The following is a 22,143-nucleotide window of genomic DNA, read 5'->3' on the forward strand; positions in this document are numbered from 1 at the left end:
GCTCGTCAGGCTCATAACCTGAAGGCCGCAGGTTCAAATCCTGCCCCCGCAACCACTTTTGTCATAACTCAATAACCGTCCAGGTCTGACCGACCCGGACGGTTTTTGCGTTCGTACACTCAGTGCGCACCACGGAAACAGGATGCTCTGGTAAACCAGCCCTCCTTGGCGGCTCCGACACCATGATGTGCAGGGAATGTAGCGAGGGGACGTCGGCTAGATTGGCAGCGGTAAGAGTCCCGGTTGCCCCGTCGAATTGAGAACTCTAAATGTCGGATAATGTTGCCTTATCGGACATAACTTTGTACAGACACTCGCGGCGGTTGGAGGCATCTACGCCAACAAGAAGCGCTGTGCGGGTTTAGCATCCTCAGCCATGCGCGAGCCCGAGGCCGCACTCTCGCTTGTGCCACTATTCGCCCTCGAAAACTGCTTCACCGGCAACCTTAGCTTCCAATGACTTGTAGAAATAGTGCGGCCACGCGCTGAAGGGCGGGCATCTGAGACCAGAAGCTCGCTGACGATTGTGAAGGTCATCGCCCAGTCACTACGTGGCTTTTAAAATCGGATATGACCTTTTCAGACTGCCTTTTTGTGAGTCCCTTTTTGCAGAATTGGATGACGCGCTGGCTCTTTCTTGAAGCGACGTTGAGGCGAGTACAGACAACGTCGAACTTTCCTGCAGCAACAGGCGAAACTGCGTAAGAGAACTCATGGGAGCTGCTTTTCCCGATCTCGTTGCCGGCAGCATCGACAGTCCAGTGGCCTGGAAAATCCAGTTTTTCAAGCGCGCGGCGCATGTCCAGCGAACTCGAAAACCGTTGAGAGGGGTCCGGGTGAACGGCATTGAGAATAACTCTTCGGACCGAAGCCGGTATGTGGTTCTGGAAGTCCTTCTGCTCGAGAAGTTTGCCGGCCGCAATGTCCTGCGCATATCGCGCGGGACCAATGCTTGCCCATACCGCCCTCAGATGGTGCAGGCTGATGAGCAATCTCGCCAGGGTCATTCCGACCTGGAAAATGTCTGAACTGACCCCCACGTTTCCGGTTGCGACGACTTCAGGGGCACGATGAAGAAGGTAGGCACTCGGCGCTGCGACGGGTGCTCCATTAGTCGAAACGCCCGTAATACCGTAGTCTGAAAGCATCGCCTGATGTTGCGGCCCAAGCAGGATGTTTCCCGGTTTAATGTCATTGTGAAAAAAGTGCCGGGCGTGAAGGTAGTCAAGCCCCTGCAGAATATCCCTCGCGATGCGGAGAACAATTGGGAGCGAGAGATATCCCGCTGGGTTTGCTAGGGTTTCGATTGAACCACCGGGCTGGTAGTCCATCGCCAGGATCACAACGTCAGCCCCGTGTACATTCACGACATCTGCCTGATGAATGTGCACGAGGTTGTTGTGCGACAGGAGATTTCCGATCTGCGCTTCACGCAGTCTCTCATCCACCGAGACCCCCGGTTTTAGGATTTTCACAGCGAATTGCCGCTGGAGTGCGACGTCGAGCGCTAACCAAACCTCACCGAACGAGCCCCGGCCAATCATTCTGATCAGCTGATATTTGTATAGCCGTACTCCAGGGGCGAGTGCGAAAGGAAGGTGGCTCATCAACGACGCAGCCCCCACCAGGCAGCGTTGACTGCGTCCGCCATTTTCTCGTCCCAATATTTGGCAGTTCGTGCAACCCGGATCTCTGCCAGCTCCTTGGACTTGGCTTTGGTCGTCCCCATCGAGGCGTAGATCTTCAATTCCACGGGGATATCACGGTGCGCGCACGCTAGGACGACAGCGGCGTCAGTGTGAGCCGACCGGCGCTTCGCTTTCGTATCCTGCTGCGTGAACTCATTCTGCTTGACCATCACCTTGCTAATGCCAGGGTGTGCGTCAAAGATCCTCAGGATTTCACGATACATCCACTCCAGACGTGCCGCGTCCGCCTCGTCTGCGATCGACGCGGGTACCTGCAGCTTACTGTCGCTCGTAGCGTTTTCAAGAGTAAAGGTTGCGCTGTCTTGGCAGACCACCGCATAGCGAGGGGCCTTTGGGTCGCCGCGAAATCCAAGAACCTTCATGAAGTTTCCTTTTATAGTGGGATCAACTATACGCCAACGAGGTACTCTCACTTCAGTCCATGTTCGCCGTGATTCTGGGCATTGGCCTTTTGACCAAGGACCGCGCGGCTCTGCGCCAAAGATCAAAGCGATGCGCTGATGAGCTCTAAACGGCAGCCCTGAAACTCTACTACCCAAGATAACTTGGCGCTCAGGTCGCATCCTCCAGTATGGCGCGTAGCCGAGACCAACTCTCCTCAGGGAGCAACTGGGTCACGCGGACCAGCGCGGCATCGCCGCTCTTGAGTACCATTTCGCGGACCCGAGGCGCGATCCGCTCACTTGCCTTCACGGCATCCTCCTCGATTTCCATGCCGCGAACGATCGCACCAGCGCGTAGCGCCTCGTCGAGCGTCAGCGAGAAGGCGTGGCCGAGGCTCGTTCCACAATGCTGGCACTCTTGCGCCCCAACAGGGTTCAGCCCGTCGCATTGGGGGCAAGCATGAAAGCGGCGAGTACGCGCCGGGAATTCATGGCCGCAGGCCGAGCATTCCGTGGCGTTTAGTAGATTCTCCTCGGTGCATGTCGGGCAGCGTTTAGTGCGAGGTTCGTGGTCGCGTCGCGCATCGCCCGACATTTCCTCCTCGACGCGCCGCGCATAGGCCTCCAACGTATCGAAGCTTGGCATCACCACATAGGCACGCGTGTCATCGTCGGGACCGTCGGTCCGCACAACCCGACCGATTGCCTGCCGAAAGGCCAATTCGGTAAGCGCATGTGGCAGATAAATAAGGACGCGGAGCCGGGGGATGTCGACGCCCTCGGCAATCATAGCAACCGACACAATCCAGCGCCGATCTGTATTGCGAAATGCTGCAATGCGGCTCTCCGCGCCCGGCATCTGGCTGTGGACGATGATCGGCCGCTCCCCTTCAACGCGCTCGATAAGGTGCACGAAGAATTCAGCCATCTCGATTGAGGGCGCGATAACAAGGCCGCCTGCGCGCGGCATGCGCTCGCGCAGATCGGAAAGCTTAGAACTCGCCCACTTAACCATCGACGCCTGGTAACCACTGGCAAGCGGGATCCGACCACCTGGCTCGAACTGCGGCACACAGGCTAGACGGTAGAAATCGAGCGCGCGCTGCAACGCCGGGATTCGCGCGAGTTTCCCGGAAATGTCCGCCTTCTCTCGGCTGGAAATCCGCACCGCCTCGCCACCCTCAAGGTCCACCGTGAAGTGGCCTTCGTGGCGATGGAAGGTGACGGGACGGCAATATCCGAGGTCGACCGCTGCTCCGTAAGTAAGCGTGTAGGTCCCCTCCGCGGGATGATCGATCACGCCTCGGTCGTCATAAGCGAGCCACACTGACTGAGCCCGATCCGAGCGAATCGGGGTGCCGGTCAGCACGATGACATACCGAGCGTCGGCAAAGGCGCTATCGGCACTGTCACCCCACGCCGCGGCTACGGCAGCATGATGATGTTCGTCGCACACCACGAGCACACGCCTGTCGCGACAGATCGCCTGGAATGCATCTTGAAGGCCACTCACCGCACTCCAGGTGGCACATAGATCAAGCCCAAGCGTATGGAGCTCCCGATCAGCACCCGTCGCCTTGTTCATGTGCCGGCCTGTGACACGTGCGAAATCACTCGCCCACTGCTTGACCACCTCGGAGCGCGGCGCGATCACGACTACGCGATCAATCTCGCCTTTCTCGATGAGTGTGGCAGCGATCGCACACGTGGCGAGCGTCTTTCCGGCGCCCGGTGCCGCGTTGATCAGGAAATGGCGGTCAGTGCGGGTCTCGGTAAGCCAGGCGATTGCTTGGTCATGGGCCTCGCGCTGCCAGGGACGGAGCTTCAGCATGTACTTTGTTCCTTTCGAGAAATTACAGGCGGCGCATACGGCCTGGGCGTTGGAAAGTATGGTTGGACCACATCTGGCAAAGGCGCGCCGATGATCAACATGGAAGGACGAGGGGAGCGGACCGTTGCAGATACAGCAGCGTCCTGCCGCGATCATCGCGGCGATCATCCGCTGCCGGCGGGTGAAGCTGCGCTTCACTTGCTTACCCAGTAGTCTGTGAGCGTGATTTCCTTGACTGGCAAGTTGGTAGGCGGCTGCAGCACCGCATGACGGTTCACCCGTGTAACCGCGGTGAGATAGGGCACTTGGCGGGTGTGAACGATGAAGCCATCTCGACGCAAGTCGCTGACGAGCTTGGTTAGATCGGGAACCCCAAACAAAACGATTGCCTCGAGGCGAGTCATCGGCTCGCCCGAGAGGAGATGCTCGCGAGCGGCGAGGACGCCGCTATGGCGGATATTACTCATGCCCAATTCTCCATGAAGTGCGCCGCCCGGCGGCGGGGCTGCCAGGAATAGTCGGGATCGGCGTCGTCGCCCATCATTCCGCCAGCATAGGCCTCGCAGAGCAGTGCCCAGCCGCCATCGCCAAAGGCGCGGTCGAGCGGCATGAGACCGGGAACTGCAGCATCCGTGGTGTGGCAACGGTCGATCACGTGGCGATAGCTGGCCAGATCGGTCAACCGCTCCGCTAATTCGAGAATATCGCTGGCGCTGAACGAGCCGCCCAATGCCCGCCTGAGCTCCGCATATACCATAAGCAATTGCCGCGAGCGCTTCATCTGTGTGATCCCTGCATCATCATGTTGAGGGTAAAGCAGGAACCATGCCAAAAACAAAAATCTATTAAAATCAAATAGTTAGTTTTATTAGTAGGAATCCAATAATAATAATATTTACTATATCATAGTTTTGGTTATGCTTTCGAGATGCATATTCTCTTTGCCTGGATCGGCCGCACCGACCTCGATGCGGAAACCAAGGGTTGGGATGGCCCGATTCTTAATGCGCTATTGAAGCGACGCTTCGACGAAGTGAGGCTTCTTGCCGATTGGCCACAAAAGGAGGTTTCCCGTTATCTTGCCTGGCTTGAACTGCGCGCACCGCAAACCAGGATTCATTGTCGGCCGTCACCGCTTAGTCAGCCAAACGCTTTCATAGAAATCTACCGGCACGTTTCGGCAGCGATCACGGAAGCGATCAGTAAAGCAGGTCCGTCGCCAAGTCTCACCTTCCACCTCAGTCCAGGCACGCCGGTCATGGCGTCCGTCTGGCTACTGCTCGCGACTTCGCGTTTCCCTGCCGAATTGATTGAATCCTCATTGCTGTCGCTCAATACGGTCGAAACGCCCTTCAACCTGCCTGCTGAGATTTTGCCTGACCTGTTGCGCGAACCGGATCGGAGGCTGGCGGCCGCGACGGCGGAAAAACCTGTCGCGGCAAGTAGCTTCGGCGAGATTATTTTTCAAAGTGATGCAATGCGAGAAGTCGTCGCGCTTGCTCGGAAGGCCGCGCCGCGGAACGTACCGCTTCTTATTGAAGGCGAGTCCGGCACTGGCAAGGAGCTCCTGGCGCACGCGGTGCATAATTCGAGTCCGCGGCGCGGTAGGATGATCGTGGTCAATTGTGGAGCGATTCCGGCGACGCTTGTGGAGTCCAGGCTGTTCGGGCATGTCAAGGGTGCCTTTACAGGGGCCGTTTCGACCCAGCTCGGCTGTTTCGAAGAGGCTGACGGGGGGACACTATTTCTCGATGAAATAGGCGAGCTGCCGCTCGAAGCACAGGTTGCGCTGCTGCGCGTGCTTCAGGAGGGCGAGATCACTCGCATCGGGGAGAACAAGGTGCGCAAGGTCGATGTGAGGGTGATTACGGCGACACACCGTGATCTATTTATCGACATGATCCAGGGGCGATTTCGCGAGGACCTCTTCTATCGTTTAGCGGTATTGCGCATACGCTTGCCAGCACTGCGCGAACGTGGGAGCGATCTCGCACTACTTATTGGCCGGGCGTTGGACAAGATCAATGCGGAGATGGCCAACGACCCACTTTACACGCCCAAGTCGCTCAGCCAATCCGCCTGCCAACTGCTGATGACGCAGAACTGGCGTGGTAATGTCCGCGAACTTTACAATACCATGCGTCGGGCGCTTGTTTGGTCCGATCGGCAGTGCCTGGAGCGAGACGACATTGAGGCAGCATTGTTCCAAGATACCCGGCGTTCGACTGATGAAGGCATCCTCAATAGGCCGCTCGGACGGGACTGTAATCTCGATGCAATTCTCGAAGATGTAATGGCACACTATATCGGTCGGGCAATTGAGAAGGCGGGTGGCAACAAAACGCGAGCTGCGAACCTCATCGGCTACTCGAGCTACCAGCGGCTCGACGCCCAACGCAAAAGGCTTGGCATTTAGATAACTTCGGAGAGATTTCGGGTATTTATCGGAAACCCTCGCATGGAATTGATCGAATTACCTGCGAAGTGCCGGAAACGAGCGACGCTGTAGCCCGCTAAAGAGCGAAAGGAGGCTCGGTTGTGCCACATGATCTGCAGAATCGAATTCCATAAGCACGTTGCATATAAGGGCGAGTAACATAGATGCCCACAAACTGGATTGAGAGAAGCCGGAATTATCAAGGTTTTCTCTTTTGCATAAGAGTAAGAAGAGTTTCTGTGAAAAAGACGCCCACACTTCTAAATCTTAAAACTCCGCTTATCTTTCACTGTAACGTTGGGCAACTTATCTCCGATCAAGCAATTAGCGATCTGATCTTGAAATAAGAGGTGGCTTTCCCTGATCATTTTTTCTTGATCGGGCTGACGGTGAAGTTTTTCATCCAGCATCGAATCTATAATAACATACTCTGTTTGGAGGTCGGTTGGCATTGATTGCGCGTTAATTCTTCGTTCTTTTGCCGACATATGTGTGTGATCAATTACCACGTCCGATCCTGCTTCTAGGATCTTTGCGGCTCGTTCTCTTGCCACGCGAAGCATCCCTTCCGGTGTTAGGCCTGAGATTTTTTGGCGCAGCTCTGCCGCGAGTCCGCGGACGGATATCGATTTTGTTCCTTGAGCCTCCACCCAGTGACTTTTTCCCGCCCCAGAAGGACCCACAGTCAACATTAATTTCTGCCCCACGCGCGGCCAGCTCCAACCAGGCACAGCGGCAGGTAGAATATCGAGAAATAACTCCCACCAATCTGCAATCATCTTAAGAGTTCTTGCGTCTACCGGTTTGAAATGAGCAAGGTTGTTTCTCACATTTCGAAAGGCGACTGCGCCCTTTGTCTCCGCATCCGTCAAATCACTGCTCAATAAAATTAAAATATCGTTTAATTCGAGTTCCCATGGATTTGTGATCGGGCGAGGTGTCGATTCGTGACCCCTCAAATAAGGATTTTGAACGGAGGTGCGTTCCTCCAAGATATCGATGTACTTGCGAATGAGACCTCGTCTCGCGGAGTCTACAAACGGCAAAATTGTGCGTGATTGAGCGACCCAAATTCGGCGGACGACCTCAGCCTCGAAGCCGTGTGCCACTGCGGCTGCCGCGTGCGGCACCGCGGCGTCATCCCAAAGGTCCACAAGACCATTCTCCCAGCAAGGAAAAGGCCAAGCAGTTGCTTGAGCAATTTCGGCAAGCCTCTTTTGTGGGAACAACTGGTCTTCTTCGTCCCAACGAAGCATATCCCCCAAAAGCTCGCGGGACCATGCCGCAACCTCGAGTGAGGTCGCTATCGCTGTCCTATCCATGAGCCCAGAACCGAAGCGTGTCCCGTTTGCAGCAGCCCAAGCATACGTGTCGATGGAACTCGCGATTCCAACCACTCTTCGGATTTTTGCAGTTCCCCTAAGGCGTGCCGCATTATCCTTCGTAAGCCCTGGAGGTTGAAAAATAACAAGATAGGGACCTGCTATCGCGGACGTTCGTTGGCGTTCGTGTTTTACTGCTCGAATAAATGCGCCCCAGGTGACAACTGCATCAGGCTGTATACCATCAACCACGAAAGCCGTTTCGTACACGCCGGCCGCTTCCAAGAAATCGCCAATCGTGCCGATTGAGCTCCCCGCAATCCCAGTTGACATTGCGAGCTCGTGAACAATTGACTGTCCTTCTCGGATTCTCGAACCATCGAACTGGATCGCATCAATAGCAATTCCGCCTGCGAGTTTGTTCTTAATTGCCTCGACGAGACCTTCCGGCGCCGGACGCGGACATTCCACCACGACAATGCCGGAGGAAGCTAGATCCGACACCAATCTGGAGAGAAAGCCCGCCGGACCGGGAAGCGCCCACCAATAGGAAACATCCTTCATTCTTCACCTAGTGATTTAGGTGAGTTTCTTACGATGGGATTAGAGCTGACTACCTGACCACCGCGAGTTTGGGGATCGCTTGAGATTGCAAGAACGCCCATCAGTGCACCAAAGCGAATTGCAACTTCATATGTATTGACGCCGCCAAGGACATCCAACAGGTCCGATAGGGGAGTGCTTTCTCCACAAATTTCTACTACCGTTTGCAATTCCACGGCGAGTTCCTTCGGCACGCCAAAACGCGGAAGGATGCTATCCTTCCCAAGTGTTGCGCGAAGTTCAGCAACTGACTTCTCTATTTGTGCGCCCGTTGTGGCCGCCGCGAACAGACTTTGGCAAAGCTCGTTCCACCCGCCAGTCGCATCCAGAATCCTGTCTACCGTCGCTGGCTTGAGAGCGTTCAGTGCATCAAGTCGAGTAACTATATACGAACGAGCCCAAGGCTTAAGTGTCTCGATCTGTATTCTCGGCGGGGTTTTGGCCGTGATGGGGTATGAACAAGACCATCTGAAGGCGTGTTTGCTACTCCCAATAAATAGCGGGCGGACATTTCCTTTTACGACATTGGGATGCTTTGCTGCTTCGATCGCCCACTCTGGTGTCCAGTCAGTAAAACTGGAGACTACCAATATCTTTGTACCCGCACCGGTCCTTGTTTTGCGTACTTCATGCATCAGTTCGGAGCGATCCTTCCAACCCCGCACAATCAGTTCGATTTCCATCCCGGAAATGCTGTTTGTCGCGCGCGCTCCCTCGATTGCCGCGTGAACGAGCTCGACATTTGCAATAGGCGCTCCGAATAGAACGATTGCGTGACCAAATTCTCTGTCGGGGTAAAGCATCTGGGCGGCCTGCCCGTCAGTCAGAGGCGAGATTTTGGCTTCTAGCTCCGGCCGGCCGGTGCTTGTAAGTCTTGAGCGTCCGTTCTTAGGGTCAAAATGAGGCTCTGGTGTTCGATCAATAAAACTGTAGATACGAGCCAGTAGGTCCTCCTCGTCAGAGACCATCAAATCGAGAAGCATCCTCGATCTCAAGGCCCAGCGGCTCGGCGGAATTCTTTTCAAGATTCCGAAACCTTCCATCTCGTCGAGAAGGTAACCGATCTCAGATGGGTCGCTCCCACGCGGAAAGGCCTGCGGCCAGTACTGGCCGGCCCGTTCGGCGACCTCATTGGTCGTCATCCCGTCGGCGTCCGCTCCCTCCCCTGTGTCGATCAACGCGCGCTCAGCAACAATGTATGTGAGCAACTCATATCGCTGCTCGATCATTTTTATCGTCTTCTCAAAGCTACTATATAGTGCTTCCCTAATCGCGGGGCTTCGCATTGCCTCATCGATCATTGCGCCTGGAATTTTTTTAATAATTCGCGCGCGCCTTCTCTGATGATCCTCGATAATATTTAAGAGGCCTTGACAAAATACTTGTATAAGAATGGGATAATAATTGGCAAAGCTAAGGACACGCCACACGTCTTCCCGTTTGTCGAACTCGTAACCAAGCGCGGCTAACGGGACACGCACCAAATCCTCCGCATCGCCAGCATCGCTTCCCACGAGAGGCCCTACCCTAACGGGATTATTGGATATTTGGGCCAGCGGCGAATTCTCGCTCTTCGAGATTCTCGAAACGTTATGCAAGCCCGAAAGAACGAATTTGAAGCGATGATTTGTATCGGCCATTAGTGCGAGGAGCCGATGAATGTGGTGATATTTCTGCCCAGAAGCCTGATCCCGTATGAAGTTATCTGCTTCGTCAAGCATGAGCAAAATTCGGCGCCGCTCGTCGCCATCCAAATGCCTCTTAATTCCCCTCTCAAAATCATCGGCAGTTCGAACAACCGTCTCTCCAAAGACTTGGGAAAGAACACTGGCAGATCTCTTGAAAAGCTCACTGGACGACGTTTCTGCCAAGTCTAAGTAGCCGAAGTGGGCGTACTCTGGCACTTGTCTGGCTATGTGTCGCAACAACGCCGTCTTACCCAGCCGTCTTCCTCCGTAAACGATGTACGATCCATAAGGCTGTACTATCGTGGCTATTTCTTTGATTCTTCCCTTAAACATCTCTGGCGGCACCTGCGAGGATCGCCCGTAATCTTGATAGGGACGCGCGGTGGTAAACGCCTGCGCCAATTCGAAAATACTACTCGGATGTCGGTCAAGCATTGTTAGCGCTGAAATGAAAAGAAGCTCGTCGACGAGTAGCAACCTCCGACTCAACTTAATACATTCCAGTTTTAGCTGCTCTCGGCGATCCAACGGCATTGAGCCCAAAAAAATAACCAACATTCCGCGCCCATCAATACCGTCCGCGAGAGCAACGATCTCGGAATTGGAAAGATTGCTCGAAACGGCGGCCACGCGCCAAACGCCGTTCAGCGCGCTCCCAAACTCAGGCAGAATTAGCGACGAGGGATTTGGTGGAATGCCAATTTTGACGTCGATAATCAGCGTCCTGCGGGGCTCTCTTGTTATGGACTTCTTGAGTTCAATAATTTCAGTTTCGGCGACTGTCTGGGTAAGCAGGTTTGCAAGCTGCGGTCCTAGTTGCTGCGGACCTAGACCGGTATTCATTGAACGTTTGAAGTCAATCCAGGTTTGAACCGCATTTTTGATGTCTACTCGGCGCTCCTCATCCATGTCCGAAAAAGAGAAACTACTCTCATCGACGCCATCCGATGCCGCTCGCTGCAGTCTGACAAGATCAACGCCTCGAGTAACCGCTGCAATCTCACGGAAACGTTCGAGCGCGGTATTTACAATCGCTCCACTGAGTATCGGCCTTCGCTGCTCATCCTCTCCGAACATAGCAATCCAGTCGGACAGGGTCGCAAGATCATCGGAGTTCAGTAGTCTTAACAAGTTCTCTTTAACGTCCTGATTTATTATCTCTTTCTGCGATAGTTCGTCGATGCTTTTCTCCAACAAGGTCTTTGCCTCGTCCAGCAACTTCCTTGCTTCGTTCTCAAGCTCGCCGAGACGTTGAAATGCTGCATTGATATCTACTACACGCGTTCCTTCGACCTCTTCCGGAATGAAATCGGAAATAACTTCCACAGGAATGTCCTCAATTGGAATCCCGCGGAGCTTTTCCTCAAGCTCGGATGAGCGCGTTAAGGACCCCAATGCCATGCGGCGAACTTTTTGAATCAGAATTGAGACCTCGTCATACTTTAGACGAAGCTGGTTTGTGCGGGTGATTTCGGCATTGCGCAATCTAGCGCGAGCATCATCAATCTCCGGATTCGTCCAACCAAAGTCTCGAGCGAATTCAAGTAACATTCTGGCTGGCAAAAAGCCGTCTTCCTGACAGCGCGCATCGATCGCTTTTCCTAACGCTTCTTCCCGACCGCCTGAAAGGAGCGGAACTGGCGTCGCAACAATTGTTTCAATAAGTCGAACAGCATCATTCGGAGACGGAGTCCAAGCATGGCTCCAAGTCATACCCGGAAGCCACAGCAATGGAACATGCAAAGCGAGGCTTGCTGCTTTCCGATCAAACTCCTCCACAACCCCGTCGGTTAAGACTAGTTTCAATTTTCGTAGGATTCCCTTGGCGTATACGTACGCCGTTTCGACTAAACGATTTCCTTGGTGCTGTGCTGGCTGAGTTTCAAAGTACTGTATGCCGGATAAGAAATTCGAAACTAAATTTCGAACAAGGGACCCTCTGTTGCTGTTAGCTCTTAGTTCATCGGCCTCACGTGTCGCATCTAGGTATTCTTTGCAGGCGAAAGCGATATCAATAATTAGCGCTATAAGCCTATCCCGCGCCGCCCCATCGATAACCTGACCGTTCCCGTTGGCCGCTGCCAACCGATTTAAGAGATCGACGGCATCATCTCGGGACCCGTAGGCGTCGAAGAATCTGGATGCAGCCTCGGCAGGGCGGGGACCCATTAATGCCGCGTGCAGGGTCCCAATCTCTCCTGTAGCAGCGGTGAGCGCGCGCCTTACCCGCAGACCCAGTACAAACCGAAAGGTGGCAGTCTCAAGTGATCGAATGCGGTCAAACACAGCCTCTCGAAGTTCTTCGGCGTAGGTTTGGCCGGCACGTGCACCACTGACGGAGCGAATGTTGGCCACTGTCACGACGAAGCCTGACTTGCGATTGTCCTCCAGAGCTTCCTTCAGCCTGAAAAATCCGCTGCACGCTCCGGTGGCCGGAATTGCATCTATAATCGCGAATGCGTTGACGCTATCGGATACGTCAAACAGCGCCGTTGGAATTACAGCAGCGATCAGCGCTACTCGCGTTGCCTCTTCTCTCGCAGATAGGTCCGTCCTTCTCGCGTGCACCGCAGATGCGCAGACACCCAGTGACTCCCGGAAACCTTCCGGTTCAAACTTCGTCACTCCAACTAATCGTTCGCCCAACGCGAAAATTCGAAACTCGTCGGAGCTGTAGTGTGGGCGTCCAATCTCTCCGAACGTAACCTCGCTAGCTTTCGCTAAATGATAGCCCAAGCCAAATTCGTGATTGTCAAAGAGATCATCTAATTTTTGGTTGATATCTTCAAGAAGTGGATCGGCATCGTTTATCACTGTTGGCTGAATGACTGGTAGTGCAGGGATGGAGAATTGATCTTCTACCATCGCCTCCAAATCGGTCGATAGATTTGGTTTTAAGCTATTCGCTTGGTCAATCTCCGATCTTTCGGTATTCGCGTCGGACGTTTCGCCAAGCGCCGGTGCGTCGCGATTGACGTCGGAAGCTTCGTATGTTTCGCATTGCGAATCCTCGTTACTCAAATTGTTTGATAAACGGAGATTTTTGTCTAAGACCGGTGATTGATCTTCTGCGTCCAGAAGCGGGATCGATGCACTCTCTATAATTGACAATGCTCTACGGCCCGTTGTTTCGGCTATCTGAACTATCGCGGGTGCTATTCTAAAATATTCCTTTAGTGGGAGGGTGGTAGCGCGTTCATACTCTTGTTTTGCAGCGATACACTCCGCGACTGCAACTTCTGCGTCGGCTACTGCCTGCGTAGAAGCCAGTAAGATCGCGTTCTGAGTTGAGGCGGGAATTTTCGACAAAGCTTCACATACCGTCTCCAGATAGACAGCAAGGTCACCCGTGAGTATTTCAATTTGGTCAAAAGCTTGGCGAACATCAGAAACGATGGCCGAGCACATTGCAATGTATCCCGCAGTCTCCGATGTCGTTCGAGCGACCTGGTCATAGGTCTCGTAATTGCTAGATAACTGGCGAGTTAATTCCTCAATATCCGCCACGGCTTTCTGATCGGGCTTTTCTCCGCGCGCTGCCTGTAATCGATCGATCAGATGCCCTAGAGTACGATTCCAGTCCGAAACGCTAGAAGCCATTCCGTCTTTGCCGGCGCCCGTGTTGATCCCTGAAGTGTCGGATGGTTGCATGAGGGTGTTATGACCGCCGGTTTCGGTGAGCGGCGCGACCTTTGTCCGCGGGTCGGGTTTTCCGGAGCTATCAGAAGCCAGGTTTCCTTCTCTTACTTCCCGGCGGATTGCGTCGAATTCGGAAAATGAACATGCCATAATGAGCTCGATGTAATCGGCCATGTCAGGCACCGCGCGCGCGACGTTCCGCATCGACGCCACTTTGTCAGGTTTAGCGCTAGATCCCCACTCCAACAAAATAATTGCCGTTACAACCTCGCCACCGCCGATTCTCGCAAGCTCGGCCAGTTGTGAGCGAATTTCGTCATTGTTCTTATTTAGGATAGCTGGTTTTTCGCGCCCTGCCGCCCGCCAAGCCGCTAAGTATTCCGTATATAGTTTTTTAAACTGTGGATGTTTGCTCTTTGGCAAGCTGTCTAACTGACTTACCAGGAACATAAGGAAAAACGGATATCTCGCAGCTTCCGGAAGAATAACAAAAAGCTCGGCCACATCCGGCCGTTCTGCAGGCCAAGGGAAGCCAGTCAATGATTGAACTACAGATCCCCATCTTTCATGGAACAATCGAAGATTTCGATTCGAAACGAGAAACCAGCGTTTAAACCAATCTGAATCTATCCGACTAGGAAGAGAAAGAATCGGGCTGCGCAGCTGAGCCCAATCTGTAATAGAATCGATTGGATATGATGGACTACTCACGCCCAACTCTTTAGCGCCGTCTTTGCCAGTATCGATACTCATTTTTCTATCAACGTTGGGAGCCGCTTCCGGTCTTTTTTGGATACATCGTCGTGCAAGATGTTAGTAGCTCAAAGAGACGATCTTGTCATGGTCAAGCGCCCATTCGGTTAGACTCGTCGTTGATGCCGAAGGATCGCTCCACAACTCCAAGGAAAATGTAGGTCTTGACGTTAGAATAGCTTGCGATCGCGTTCCTCCTGCCATCGCTCTCCTCACGACTATGAGGTCAGGCTAGGCCGAGCGCTCATTTTGCGGCGGCCAGATGACCTATCTCGCTAACACGTCATATCACCTCTAGCGATGCCAGATTGAAGAATTGCCTACGATCGAAAGCTTCAATGGACTCCCCCGTCTCGCGTCGTAGTCGATGCGACGTCGATGAAGGTCGATTCACATAATCTCAGAGGTTTCGTGGCGCCCCTGCATGCGTGTGCAGGAATGATCGGCTCGGGGCTTCTTACCACCATCGAATGAGAGAGTAATATCTGATACCGGCGGCAAGTTAGCAACGGTCATCATCGCGCCGTCATTCCATTGTCGTTGATTTCGTTTCCGATACAAACGTCAGGTCATGATGCCGGTTCACGGCCGACTAGCATGTAATGAGCGGTCGCGAGACATCGAACTGGAACTGCGGGCGGCACCACAGCAACAGCCAATTCTTGACAGCCAAATGACATTTCTGAACCACTTGGCTGTGTATCCGAAGCAATCTCTAATCGAGATCGCGTCGGAGTGGTTGGCACGATGGCTCAGTCTTTCAAACCGTGTGATCGAGCGTCTGATGCATTATTCGAATGAGGTCGCTGCGGATCTTGCGAAGCGCGGGCCACGGGAATTCATCGCATGTTTCGCTTGGTGCTTCCGTCTCGATGAGTATGTCGATCTTCGCGGCGACCCCGGCGATTGAAATCGCATCGACCGACAACAATCGCTCGGCGAACCGCGCCTCGTCGGTATATGCAGCCACTTCCTGCTGTAGAGCGGCGGAATAGCCGAGCCTTCGATCAGCCTCGTCCCAGCGCGCGCGATGAGCATGCAATTCAGCGGCCAGAAAGGCCTGCGCCTGGCGAATGGATGGCACTCTCATCGCAAGTTCATCGAGTGTCTGCAGCGATGCAATTCGCACCGGCTGCGGTAGCTCGGGAGCATCGAAAGTGACACTGGGAAAACCAACCGTGCGCGCCAGTTCGGTCTCCAAGCGTTGTTGTTTTCGGCACGCGTTGAGCGCGTTGCGGTGAGCTGAACGCCAGGATTTCCATGCAACGAGGGCGGGGTCCATTCGTCGCTCGGCTATCGGCCTCAACGCTCCCGGATGAGAGAAAGCTGTGCCACCGGCTGTGGTCAGAAGGGTGGAGAGAACATCCCTTCGTGATAGTCCAGACAGAGTCGTGCTAGTCTCAGAATCAGCCATGATCCGAGCTCCATACAGCTTGGGTTGTGGTCAGGCTGCAGAGGATGGTCTCAACATCGTCTGCAGCCGCATGAGGTAACTCCTCAAAATCGTATCGTAGATACGATAATTCTGCATCGCGTAAAGAGCAAACAAAATCGTGTCACTGTTACGAAATGAATGTAATCCAATGTAGAATGGCGCGCATTGCGCTCAATTGGGGCACGAGGGATCTCGCCCGAAATGCCGGCGTTTCGCCCGATACCGTTGCGCGCTTTGAGCGAGGAGATCAGCTGAAGCCACAGACGATAGAACTCCTACGCGCTGCGCTAGAGAGCGGTGGCATCGAGTTCATTCCTGAGAACGGTGGCGGTGTCGGGGCGCGTCTGAAGAAGCCATCATCGATTGAATGAGCAGCCAACGGCGCGCAATGCTATTGCGCGCCCACTGCCCGTCCACTGCCACATCTTGGCTCGGGGACTGCTGGCTGATACCCATCCTTTCCGCCAGTTCGAGCAAATCGAAGTGTTAGTCGGCGGTCGCGCGGAATGTGCTTCGACAGCACGACAAGTGTTGCCCAACCGCCATTTGACGGCTGCGATTTTGCGTTTTGCGCAGTACGCACGATGTCTAATTGGGCGCGTATGTGGTGATGAGGTGTGTAGTATTGTAGCGTTTAATGGCGTAGATATTAGGAGTCTGATTGAGCGCGAGAAGAAGTACGACCGTGATGGCCAGATAAAAGGCCGCAATGTGCGGCGCGGTCGGGGTGTTGGTTTTTGTTGTAATTTTTGTCTCATCCAGCAATGTGTGGCTTCGGCACGCAATGTGCGTACGACACTTAAGACATTGCTGAACCTGTCCTTTCCACACATTGCCGGGGCTGGCGATGGCTGAGGACAACGACTTCCGGCCTCGACCGGGCCGCCCGCTCCTTGCGTGGCCGACCGGCCACACCCTTGTTAGCCTAAGCGCTCGCCGCCGCTGAGCGTGTGGGCTACCTCAATGTGATCAACCCCCAGTCGGTAGCGTGCCAACGCCCTCCGCGCTTAACTGCGCCCCACCGCAATGCAGCAAGGATGATCTCGATGAGCGATTGGAACCACCAACCCACTCATCGAGTAAGCACGTCGGGCAGAGTTGTCCTGAGCCCGTTGAACCGGTGACATCGAACATGGCTGCCCGAAGGATACTTCCAAGCCGATCTTGGGCCGTAGCGGGCCTTGTCGCCGGTCTGTGGGTTCAGGGCGCGGAGGCGGCGCAGATGGCGCCAGCAACCTGGGGCACGCCGAACCAACCCTGGGGAACACGTCGCCCGGTCACTGCCGCCGACCGCGCCTTGATCGCGCGCTATCGCGCTGGCCGCCCGGCGATCGAAACCAACTTCACCGACCCTGCAGAGTTGCGGGCGCAGTGGACCCTACAGGCCGATGACCGGTCCGACCTCAGGTCCTGCCGCCAGCCGGCCAATGTGGTGACGACCCCAGCCGGACTACAACTGCGCACTACCGCCGCCCCTGCCTGCCACGCCAAGTGGGCCACCGGATACATAATCAGCAAGTTCAAGCAGCGATATGGCCTGTTCGAAGCCAGCCTGCAGGTGGCGAACGAGACCGGCGTCAACAACGCCTTCTGGCTGGCCAGCGACGCCGCCTACGAGATCGACGTCGTCGAGGCGCACTACCCGAACGACGCGCACATGACACTGCACAACTGGAATCCCGGCGGGGCCTCGGTCGGCTTCGACAGCAAGTGCGCCTGCAACCTGGCCGCTGGCTTCCATGACTACGGCGTCCTTTGGACCCCGACCGAGCTGATCTTCGAGATCGACGGCGAGCCGATCGCCGCGCTCACGCGGGTTGGCGGCATCGACAAGCCGGCCGACGTCCGCTTCGCCACCGCACTGGCGGATTTCGCCGGCAAGGTCCCCGATAACCCCGTAGGCCACCATATGGCGGTCCAGTCGCTCAAGATCTTTTCGAATCCCTGAGTGGACTACCGGGACGGCGGTGGTCTTTCCCAGTTTAAGGGACGCGAGCTATGATAGAAGGAATCGCCAACCCTCGCGTAGGCCAGCGGATTGCAAGGTTTGCTGCCGGTGTTGTCGCCTTTGGTTGCATGCTTTGGGTGGCGTTTGGATCTCGGCCGGCGCAGGCCCAGACGCCGGACCCGATTGTCAGCGTGAACGCCGCCATTGGCTCGCTGAGCGCCGCGCAGCAGAACACCATTCTGTCCCAGCTGCACGCGGCTGGTGTTCACTACATCCGGGCCGGACTCACGCTCGACGACAAGGGCATCGACTTCGCTAAGCGCGCCCAGGCACAGGACGTACATATCCTGTGGCTGGTTCCGCTGCAGTACCGGTTGGGCGCGCCCGGTCGGCCGTGGCCCAATGCCTTCGGCGTGTGGGGCGGGCCGCCTCTATCCGCCGCCGATCCGGATCGGTTCCGCAAGTCTTTCGAGCCGCTTGTCGCCAAGCTGGACGCGGCGGGCGTCGCGCTCGCCGGCTTCGAGCTTGGCAACGAGATCAATTCCCCGATGTTCAATGCGGATTTCAGCTTGCCCGCCGAAAACCCCACCCGATCCAGGGAATTCAATCTGCAAGACCTCGCCCATGATCCCGAGGCTGGGCAGGTGGCCAAGGGCTATCTGCAGTATCTAAAGCTGCTGGCGGTCATCAAAGACGTCCGCTCAAGATCGAAGCTGAGCCAGCACACCCCGATCATCAGCGCCGGCTTGGTGTTCAATGAGGCTCCGGACGCCCCTCGCACGGCGCGACTCGACGCGGTCGGCGCGGCGGCGACCCTCGACTTCTTGCGAGCCCATGGCCTGGACGACCTTGTGGACGCCTACGGTGTCCATACCTACCCCTGGACGAACGACCCCGGAAATCCGAGCGCCGATGCGGGCCGCCGGGACCGGTTGCGGAAATATGTCCTGGCGGAATGCAAGGCGGTGGGGGCCGGCGGCGGCAAGCCCTGCTGGATCACCGAATGGGGCATCCCTAACCAGGATGCGGCTTGCCCGCCCAATGAAAAGGACCCGGTCGCCCTGGTCGACGAAACCCGCAGCACCCTCCGGCCCTATGTCGCGCAAAAGCAAATCATCGGGCTCTTTTACTACGCATGGCTCGACAGCCGTGAAGGCTTCGCCGTCTATCGCTGCGGCCATCTGACGGAAACCGGGCGCTCGGCGCTGGCCTCCTTCTAGCCGCGACGTGGACCACACCCGATCGAGGCCGGGCAGTTGCCAGGCGGCTCGCCCGATCGCCATTTCCGCGGCTTCTATTGCTGGAATTCCGAGGTGGCCGCCGAGAAGCTCGGCGTGGCGGGCAGGTCTTCGTCACTTTTGGTGCTCATCTCAGTTCAAGTGGGAGCATGCGCGGCAGCGTATCGTGGAGAACGGCGTAGTCTATTATCGTAGCCAGAAGGAGAAACGACGATGGCCAGAAGAGCAGCGGAAACACGGCCGATTAGGAGGGCAAGATAAAAGCGAACGGCACTGCGTCGGCCCTCTTCGCCGAATTGTTGTGGTCTGCACGCTGGTTAGGAGGGTTCGCTCGGCACCATGTATTCCGATCCATAGTGCCACGATAGTCCGCATTGCCTTGGGGTTGCGGGATTTAGATCGGCACCATGGTCTGGCATATGCCTGATTTTCGGTGGCCTCCGCCGTGGGTGGACCTTTAAGCGCCGAGGCGTCCGGCCGAAACCCGACCGCATTCGATGGGGTAGCCCGAATGCCAGCGAGGCCAGGAGCTTTTTCAAGCTGGCCGACATCGGCGCGTTCGAGTGCCGGCTCTCATTCATCCGTGCATCAGCACTCGCCGATGAGCGGCAAGGAGCAAGGAATTGCATTTCGGTCGAGCGCCGGCGTTGCAGGCAGGACAGATCGCTCTGGGACAAAAGCTCCGCATGAGGGAAAGTCAGCGCGTCAGGTTGCGAAAGGCCTCGGCGAGCATCCAACAACGATCTATAGGGTATTGGCGGAGGGCGATATCGGCCGACTGGCTGGAGTAACGCTATGAGGTTGAATCGTCGCGACTGGATGATGGGCGCCGCTGCCGTATTGGCTGGCTCGAGTTTTCCTGCTTTCGCGTGGCAATTGCCTAGCCCGGAAACAGACCTGCCAGATCTTACTCCCGCGCAGATACGAGAAGATCTGACATTCCTCGAGGCGCAATGGGCGCCAGGGGATAAGAGCTTCAATCACGAGCAACGCACCGCATTCGAAAGCGCCATTGCCGAAGCCATCGCCAGATCCGGGACGTCCTCGGCCAAAGACCTTGTACTGGATGTCATGAGAGCAGTTGCAATTCCGCGCAACGGGCACACCGCCCCCGTGATTGGACGCTTCTTGGATACGATGCCAATCAGAGCATGGTGGTTTCCCGACGGGCTCTATATTCTAAGCGCGGCGCCCGGCTTCGCCGAGCTACTGGGAGCTTGCATCGAAAAATTCGGTGATATGACGGCGGCGGAAGCCCTGGTCCGTGTGGCTCCCTATATTTCTGGGACTGATCAGAGAATTCGCTACCTGAGCGCGGCCTATCTGATGAGCCCGACGATCCTGCGCCGCATTGGCGTGGCATCGCAAGAAAATGATATTCCTTTGACGCTGCGTCTTCGTAACGGAACGCTAAAAAGCGGTAGCCTCGGTCCTGCCATTCCGGATCCTAGTGACCCACGCGAGCCCGTGCTTTACGGGTGGTACGCTCTTGTTCCCGATGAAAAGGATAAGGTGGATCGCTGGGTGCATGTGCTCGATGGCGTCGAAAAGCATTCGCCAGGCTACGGAAGGCCGGCGCCAGTTCGGACCCTATGGATCGGGGATGAGGCATCAAAGATCCTCTATGTCCGCAGCAATTTTCTCGACAGCAAGGGCAAAGATCCGCTTGCCGACGACTTGCTCTTTGGAGTTCTGCAGGATCTGGTGGTGTCCAAACGCCCCCGGTTTGTGATCGTCGATCTGCGGCTGAACAACGGCGGCAATTTCCTCGAGACGATGCTGTTCGCTCAGGCACTGCCAAGGCTCGTGCCTCGTAATGGCCAGGTCTTCGTTCTTGTCAGTCGCGCAACCTTTTCGGCCGCTCTGGTCACGGCGGCCATGCTGAAACGCTCGGCCCCCGACCGTGTGACGCTGATAGGCGAGCCAATGGGCGACGAAGCTAGATTCTGGGCGGAGCCAGACATAAAGACACTGCCCAACTCAAAGATTCCGGTTTTCTACAGCACCAAGTTCGAGGACTGGGAGCGCGGCTGCTCCGATAATCCAGATTGTTATTGGCCGGCTGCTATCTTCACTCAGGGGGCCATAAGCATCGAGCCGGAAGTGAAAATCGACGAGTCCTTCGCCGAATACGCGGCGGGCCGCGACCCCGTGTTGGATGCGGCCCTCGCTCGTTCGAAATGACACGCCGGCTAGGGTTGTTCCGAAAGTCAGGATTTTCGCAAGAAACCGCTACGGCTTCATCTGGCGAGGGCTTCTGACTCAATCTTCCGTATCCATGCATTCTTGCAATCGCCATAGGCGTGCGAGTTGTCGGGATGCAAGCTCTGGCAACGCGCCTTCTCTCGATCATAGGCCGCGGCCACGTCTGGTCTTTCCCGTAGATAATCACGAAAGGCGAGATGCCTGACGATCTCTGACGAACCCTCGACGTAGCAGTGAAGCTGGACCAGCCTGCGGGCTGTCACGGGATCGGCCTTCGTGCAGTAGCGTCGCCCAGGCAGGCCGAACTCGCCCCACCATTCATAACCTAACGCCTCGAGATCGGCACGGCGACGCTCCAGCTCCGGGAGGCATTTAACGACAGGTATGAGATCCAGGATCGGCTTTGCGCGAATGCCCGGAACTGCCGTTGATCCGACATGGTGAACTGTCAGCAATGTAGGACCCATGGCAAGCGCGAGCGCGTTGGCTTCTGCGGCCGCCTTCTCAGCCCACTGCGGATCGTGGGGCAGCAGCTGGACTTTGACGGGTGGTGGCAGCTGACTTCTCCTTGTCGCAAAACCTGGCTTTCTGCGACGATTTTAACGCCTAATTTCTGCTGCGTCGCTGAATTTAGGGGCCTCGAAGCCGGCCATCCCGTCGCAAGATTTTGCTCATGCTGATACGCGGTTCGACCCGATAGCCTGATCGTTGATAGAACTCGACCACGGCCGCATTGGAGTCGACCACCTGCAAATTCACCTTGGTGCAGCCCAAGGCCATAAGGCGGCGTTCGGCCTCAGCAAGAAGCTTCAGCCCTATTCCTTGCTCTCTATGTGACTTCAATACCGCGATCCGCGAAAGCCAGCCTCGGTGACCCTCGTATCCCGCCATCACTGAACCAACGACAGCCCCACCATCCAGCGCGACGACCATTAACTCGGGCTGGAACCGA

Annotated in this window: 16 protein-coding genes; 6 read left to right on the forward strand and 10 right to left on the reverse strand. The window is 55.8% G+C overall.

Annotation, left to right across the window (positions count from 1 at the left end):
* Window positions 1–533 precede the first annotated feature (533 nt).
* The 5 genes from QQL24_RS00005 to QQL24_RS00025 form a co-directional block, all read right to left on the reverse strand.
* Window positions 534–1,607, reverse strand: a complete 1,074-nt coding sequence (locus tag QQL24_RS00005; protein ID WP_284309813.1) for a serine/threonine-protein kinase — start codon at window positions 1,605–1,607, stop codon at window positions 534–536.
* The gene (locus tag QQL24_RS00010; RefSeq protein ID WP_284309815.1) at window positions 1,607–2,071 is read right to left on the reverse strand and encodes a hypothetical protein; all 465 of its coding nucleotides are present in this window, start codon (window positions 2,069–2,071) and stop codon (window positions 1,607–1,609) included. Before QQL24_RS00010 ends, QQL24_RS00005 begins: the two co-directional genes overlap by 1 nt.
* A gap of 190 nt (window positions 2,072–2,261) precedes the next feature.
* On the reverse strand, window positions 2,262–4,121 hold the full coding sequence (locus QQL24_RS00015) for a DEAD/DEAH box helicase family protein (RefSeq protein WP_284309816.1): 1,860 nt from the start codon (window positions 4,119–4,121) through the stop codon (window positions 2,262–2,264).
* Complete coding sequence (locus QQL24_RS00020) at window positions 4,118–4,390, reverse strand: helix-turn-helix domain-containing protein (protein ID WP_284309818.1); 273 nt, start codon at window positions 4,388–4,390, stop codon at window positions 4,118–4,120. The genes QQL24_RS00015 and QQL24_RS00020 overlap by 4 nt, the downstream gene beginning before the upstream one ends.
* Window positions 4,387–4,704: a hypothetical protein gene (locus QQL24_RS00025; protein WP_284309819.1), complete on the reverse strand. Its 318-nt coding sequence runs from the start codon at window positions 4,702–4,704 to the stop codon at window positions 4,387–4,389. Before QQL24_RS00025 ends, QQL24_RS00020 begins: the two co-directional genes overlap by 4 nt.
* 147 nt (window positions 4,705–4,851) lie before the next feature.
* Between QQL24_RS00025 and QQL24_RS00030 the strand changes: the two genes are divergently transcribed.
* Window positions 4,852–6,339, forward strand: coding sequence for a sigma-54 interaction domain-containing protein (locus tag QQL24_RS00030; RefSeq protein WP_284309820.1), 1,488 nt, complete (start codon window positions 4,852–4,854; stop codon window positions 6,337–6,339).
* Between the two features lie 281 nt (window positions 6,340–6,620).
* On the opposite strand, the gene QQL24_RS00035 is transcribed toward QQL24_RS00030, so the two are convergent.
* The 3 genes from QQL24_RS00035 to QQL24_RS00045 all read right to left on the reverse strand — a co-directional run bounded on the left by QQL24_RS00035 (window position 6,621) and on the right by QQL24_RS00045 (window position 15,647).
* Window positions 6,621–8,246 carry an AAA family ATPase gene (locus tag QQL24_RS00035; RefSeq protein ID WP_284309821.1) on the reverse strand — a complete coding sequence of 542 codons (1,626 nt, stop codon included), beginning with the start codon at window positions 8,244–8,246 and terminating at the stop codon, window positions 6,621–6,623.
* Window positions 8,243–14,365: an AAA family ATPase gene (locus QQL24_RS00040; RefSeq protein ID WP_284309822.1), complete on the reverse strand. Its 6,123-nt coding sequence runs from the start codon at window positions 14,363–14,365 to the stop codon at window positions 8,243–8,245. The genes QQL24_RS00035 and QQL24_RS00040 overlap by 4 nt, the downstream gene beginning before the upstream one ends.
* A gap of 760 nt (window positions 14,366–15,125) precedes the next feature.
* Window positions 15,126–15,647 carry a hypothetical protein gene (locus tag QQL24_RS00045; protein WP_284309823.1) on the reverse strand — a complete coding sequence of 174 codons (522 nt, stop codon included), beginning with the start codon at window positions 15,645–15,647 and terminating at the stop codon, window positions 15,126–15,128.
* Window positions 15,648–15,955: 308 nt separating this feature from the next.
* Here QQL24_RS00045 and QQL24_RS00050 point away from each other — a divergent pair, with 308 nt between their 5' ends.
* From QQL24_RS00050 to QQL24_RS00070, 5 genes are all read left to right on the forward strand, one after another.
* Entirely contained in the window at window positions 15,956–16,171 is a 216-nt protein-coding gene (locus QQL24_RS00050) for a helix-turn-helix domain-containing protein (protein ID WP_431310617.1), read from the forward strand.
* Entirely contained in the window at window positions 16,164–16,655 is a 492-nt protein-coding gene (locus tag QQL24_RS00055; protein WP_284309825.1) for a hypothetical protein, read from the forward strand. The genes QQL24_RS00050 and QQL24_RS00055 overlap by 8 nt, the downstream gene beginning before the upstream one ends.
* 367 nt (window positions 16,656–17,022) lie before the next feature.
* The gene (locus QQL24_RS00060; protein ID WP_284309826.1) at window positions 17,023–17,748 is read left to right on the forward strand and encodes a glycoside hydrolase family 16 protein; all 726 of its coding nucleotides are present in this window, start codon (window positions 17,023–17,025) and stop codon (window positions 17,746–17,748) included.
* 191 nt (window positions 17,749–17,939) lie between these two features.
* Window positions 17,940–18,968: a hypothetical protein gene (locus tag QQL24_RS00065; protein ID WP_284309827.1), complete on the forward strand. Its 1,029-nt coding sequence runs from the start codon at window positions 17,940–17,942 to the stop codon at window positions 18,966–18,968.
* Window positions 18,969–19,781: 813 nt separating this feature from the next.
* On the forward strand, window positions 19,782–21,170 hold the full coding sequence (locus tag QQL24_RS00070) for a S41 family peptidase (RefSeq protein WP_284309828.1): 1,389 nt from the start codon (window positions 19,782–19,784) through the stop codon (window positions 21,168–21,170).
* Window positions 21,171–21,226: 56 nt separating this feature from the next.
* Here QQL24_RS00070 and QQL24_RS00075 read toward each other — a convergent pair whose 3' ends face one another.
* Window positions 21,227–21,748 carry a GrpB family protein gene (locus QQL24_RS00075; RefSeq protein WP_284309830.1) on the reverse strand — a complete coding sequence of 174 codons (522 nt, stop codon included), beginning with the start codon at window positions 21,746–21,748 and terminating at the stop codon, window positions 21,227–21,229.
* Between the two features lie 73 nt (window positions 21,749–21,821).
* A partial coding sequence (locus tag QQL24_RS00080) for a GNAT family N-acetyltransferase (RefSeq protein WP_284309829.1) occupies window positions 21,822–22,143 on the reverse strand: 322 nt, incomplete at its 5' end.

Source organism: Labrys miyagiensis, from assembly GCF_030160835.1.
GTDB classification, from domain to species: domain Bacteria; phylum Pseudomonadota; class Alphaproteobacteria; order Rhizobiales; family Labraceae; genus Labrys; species Labrys miyagiensis.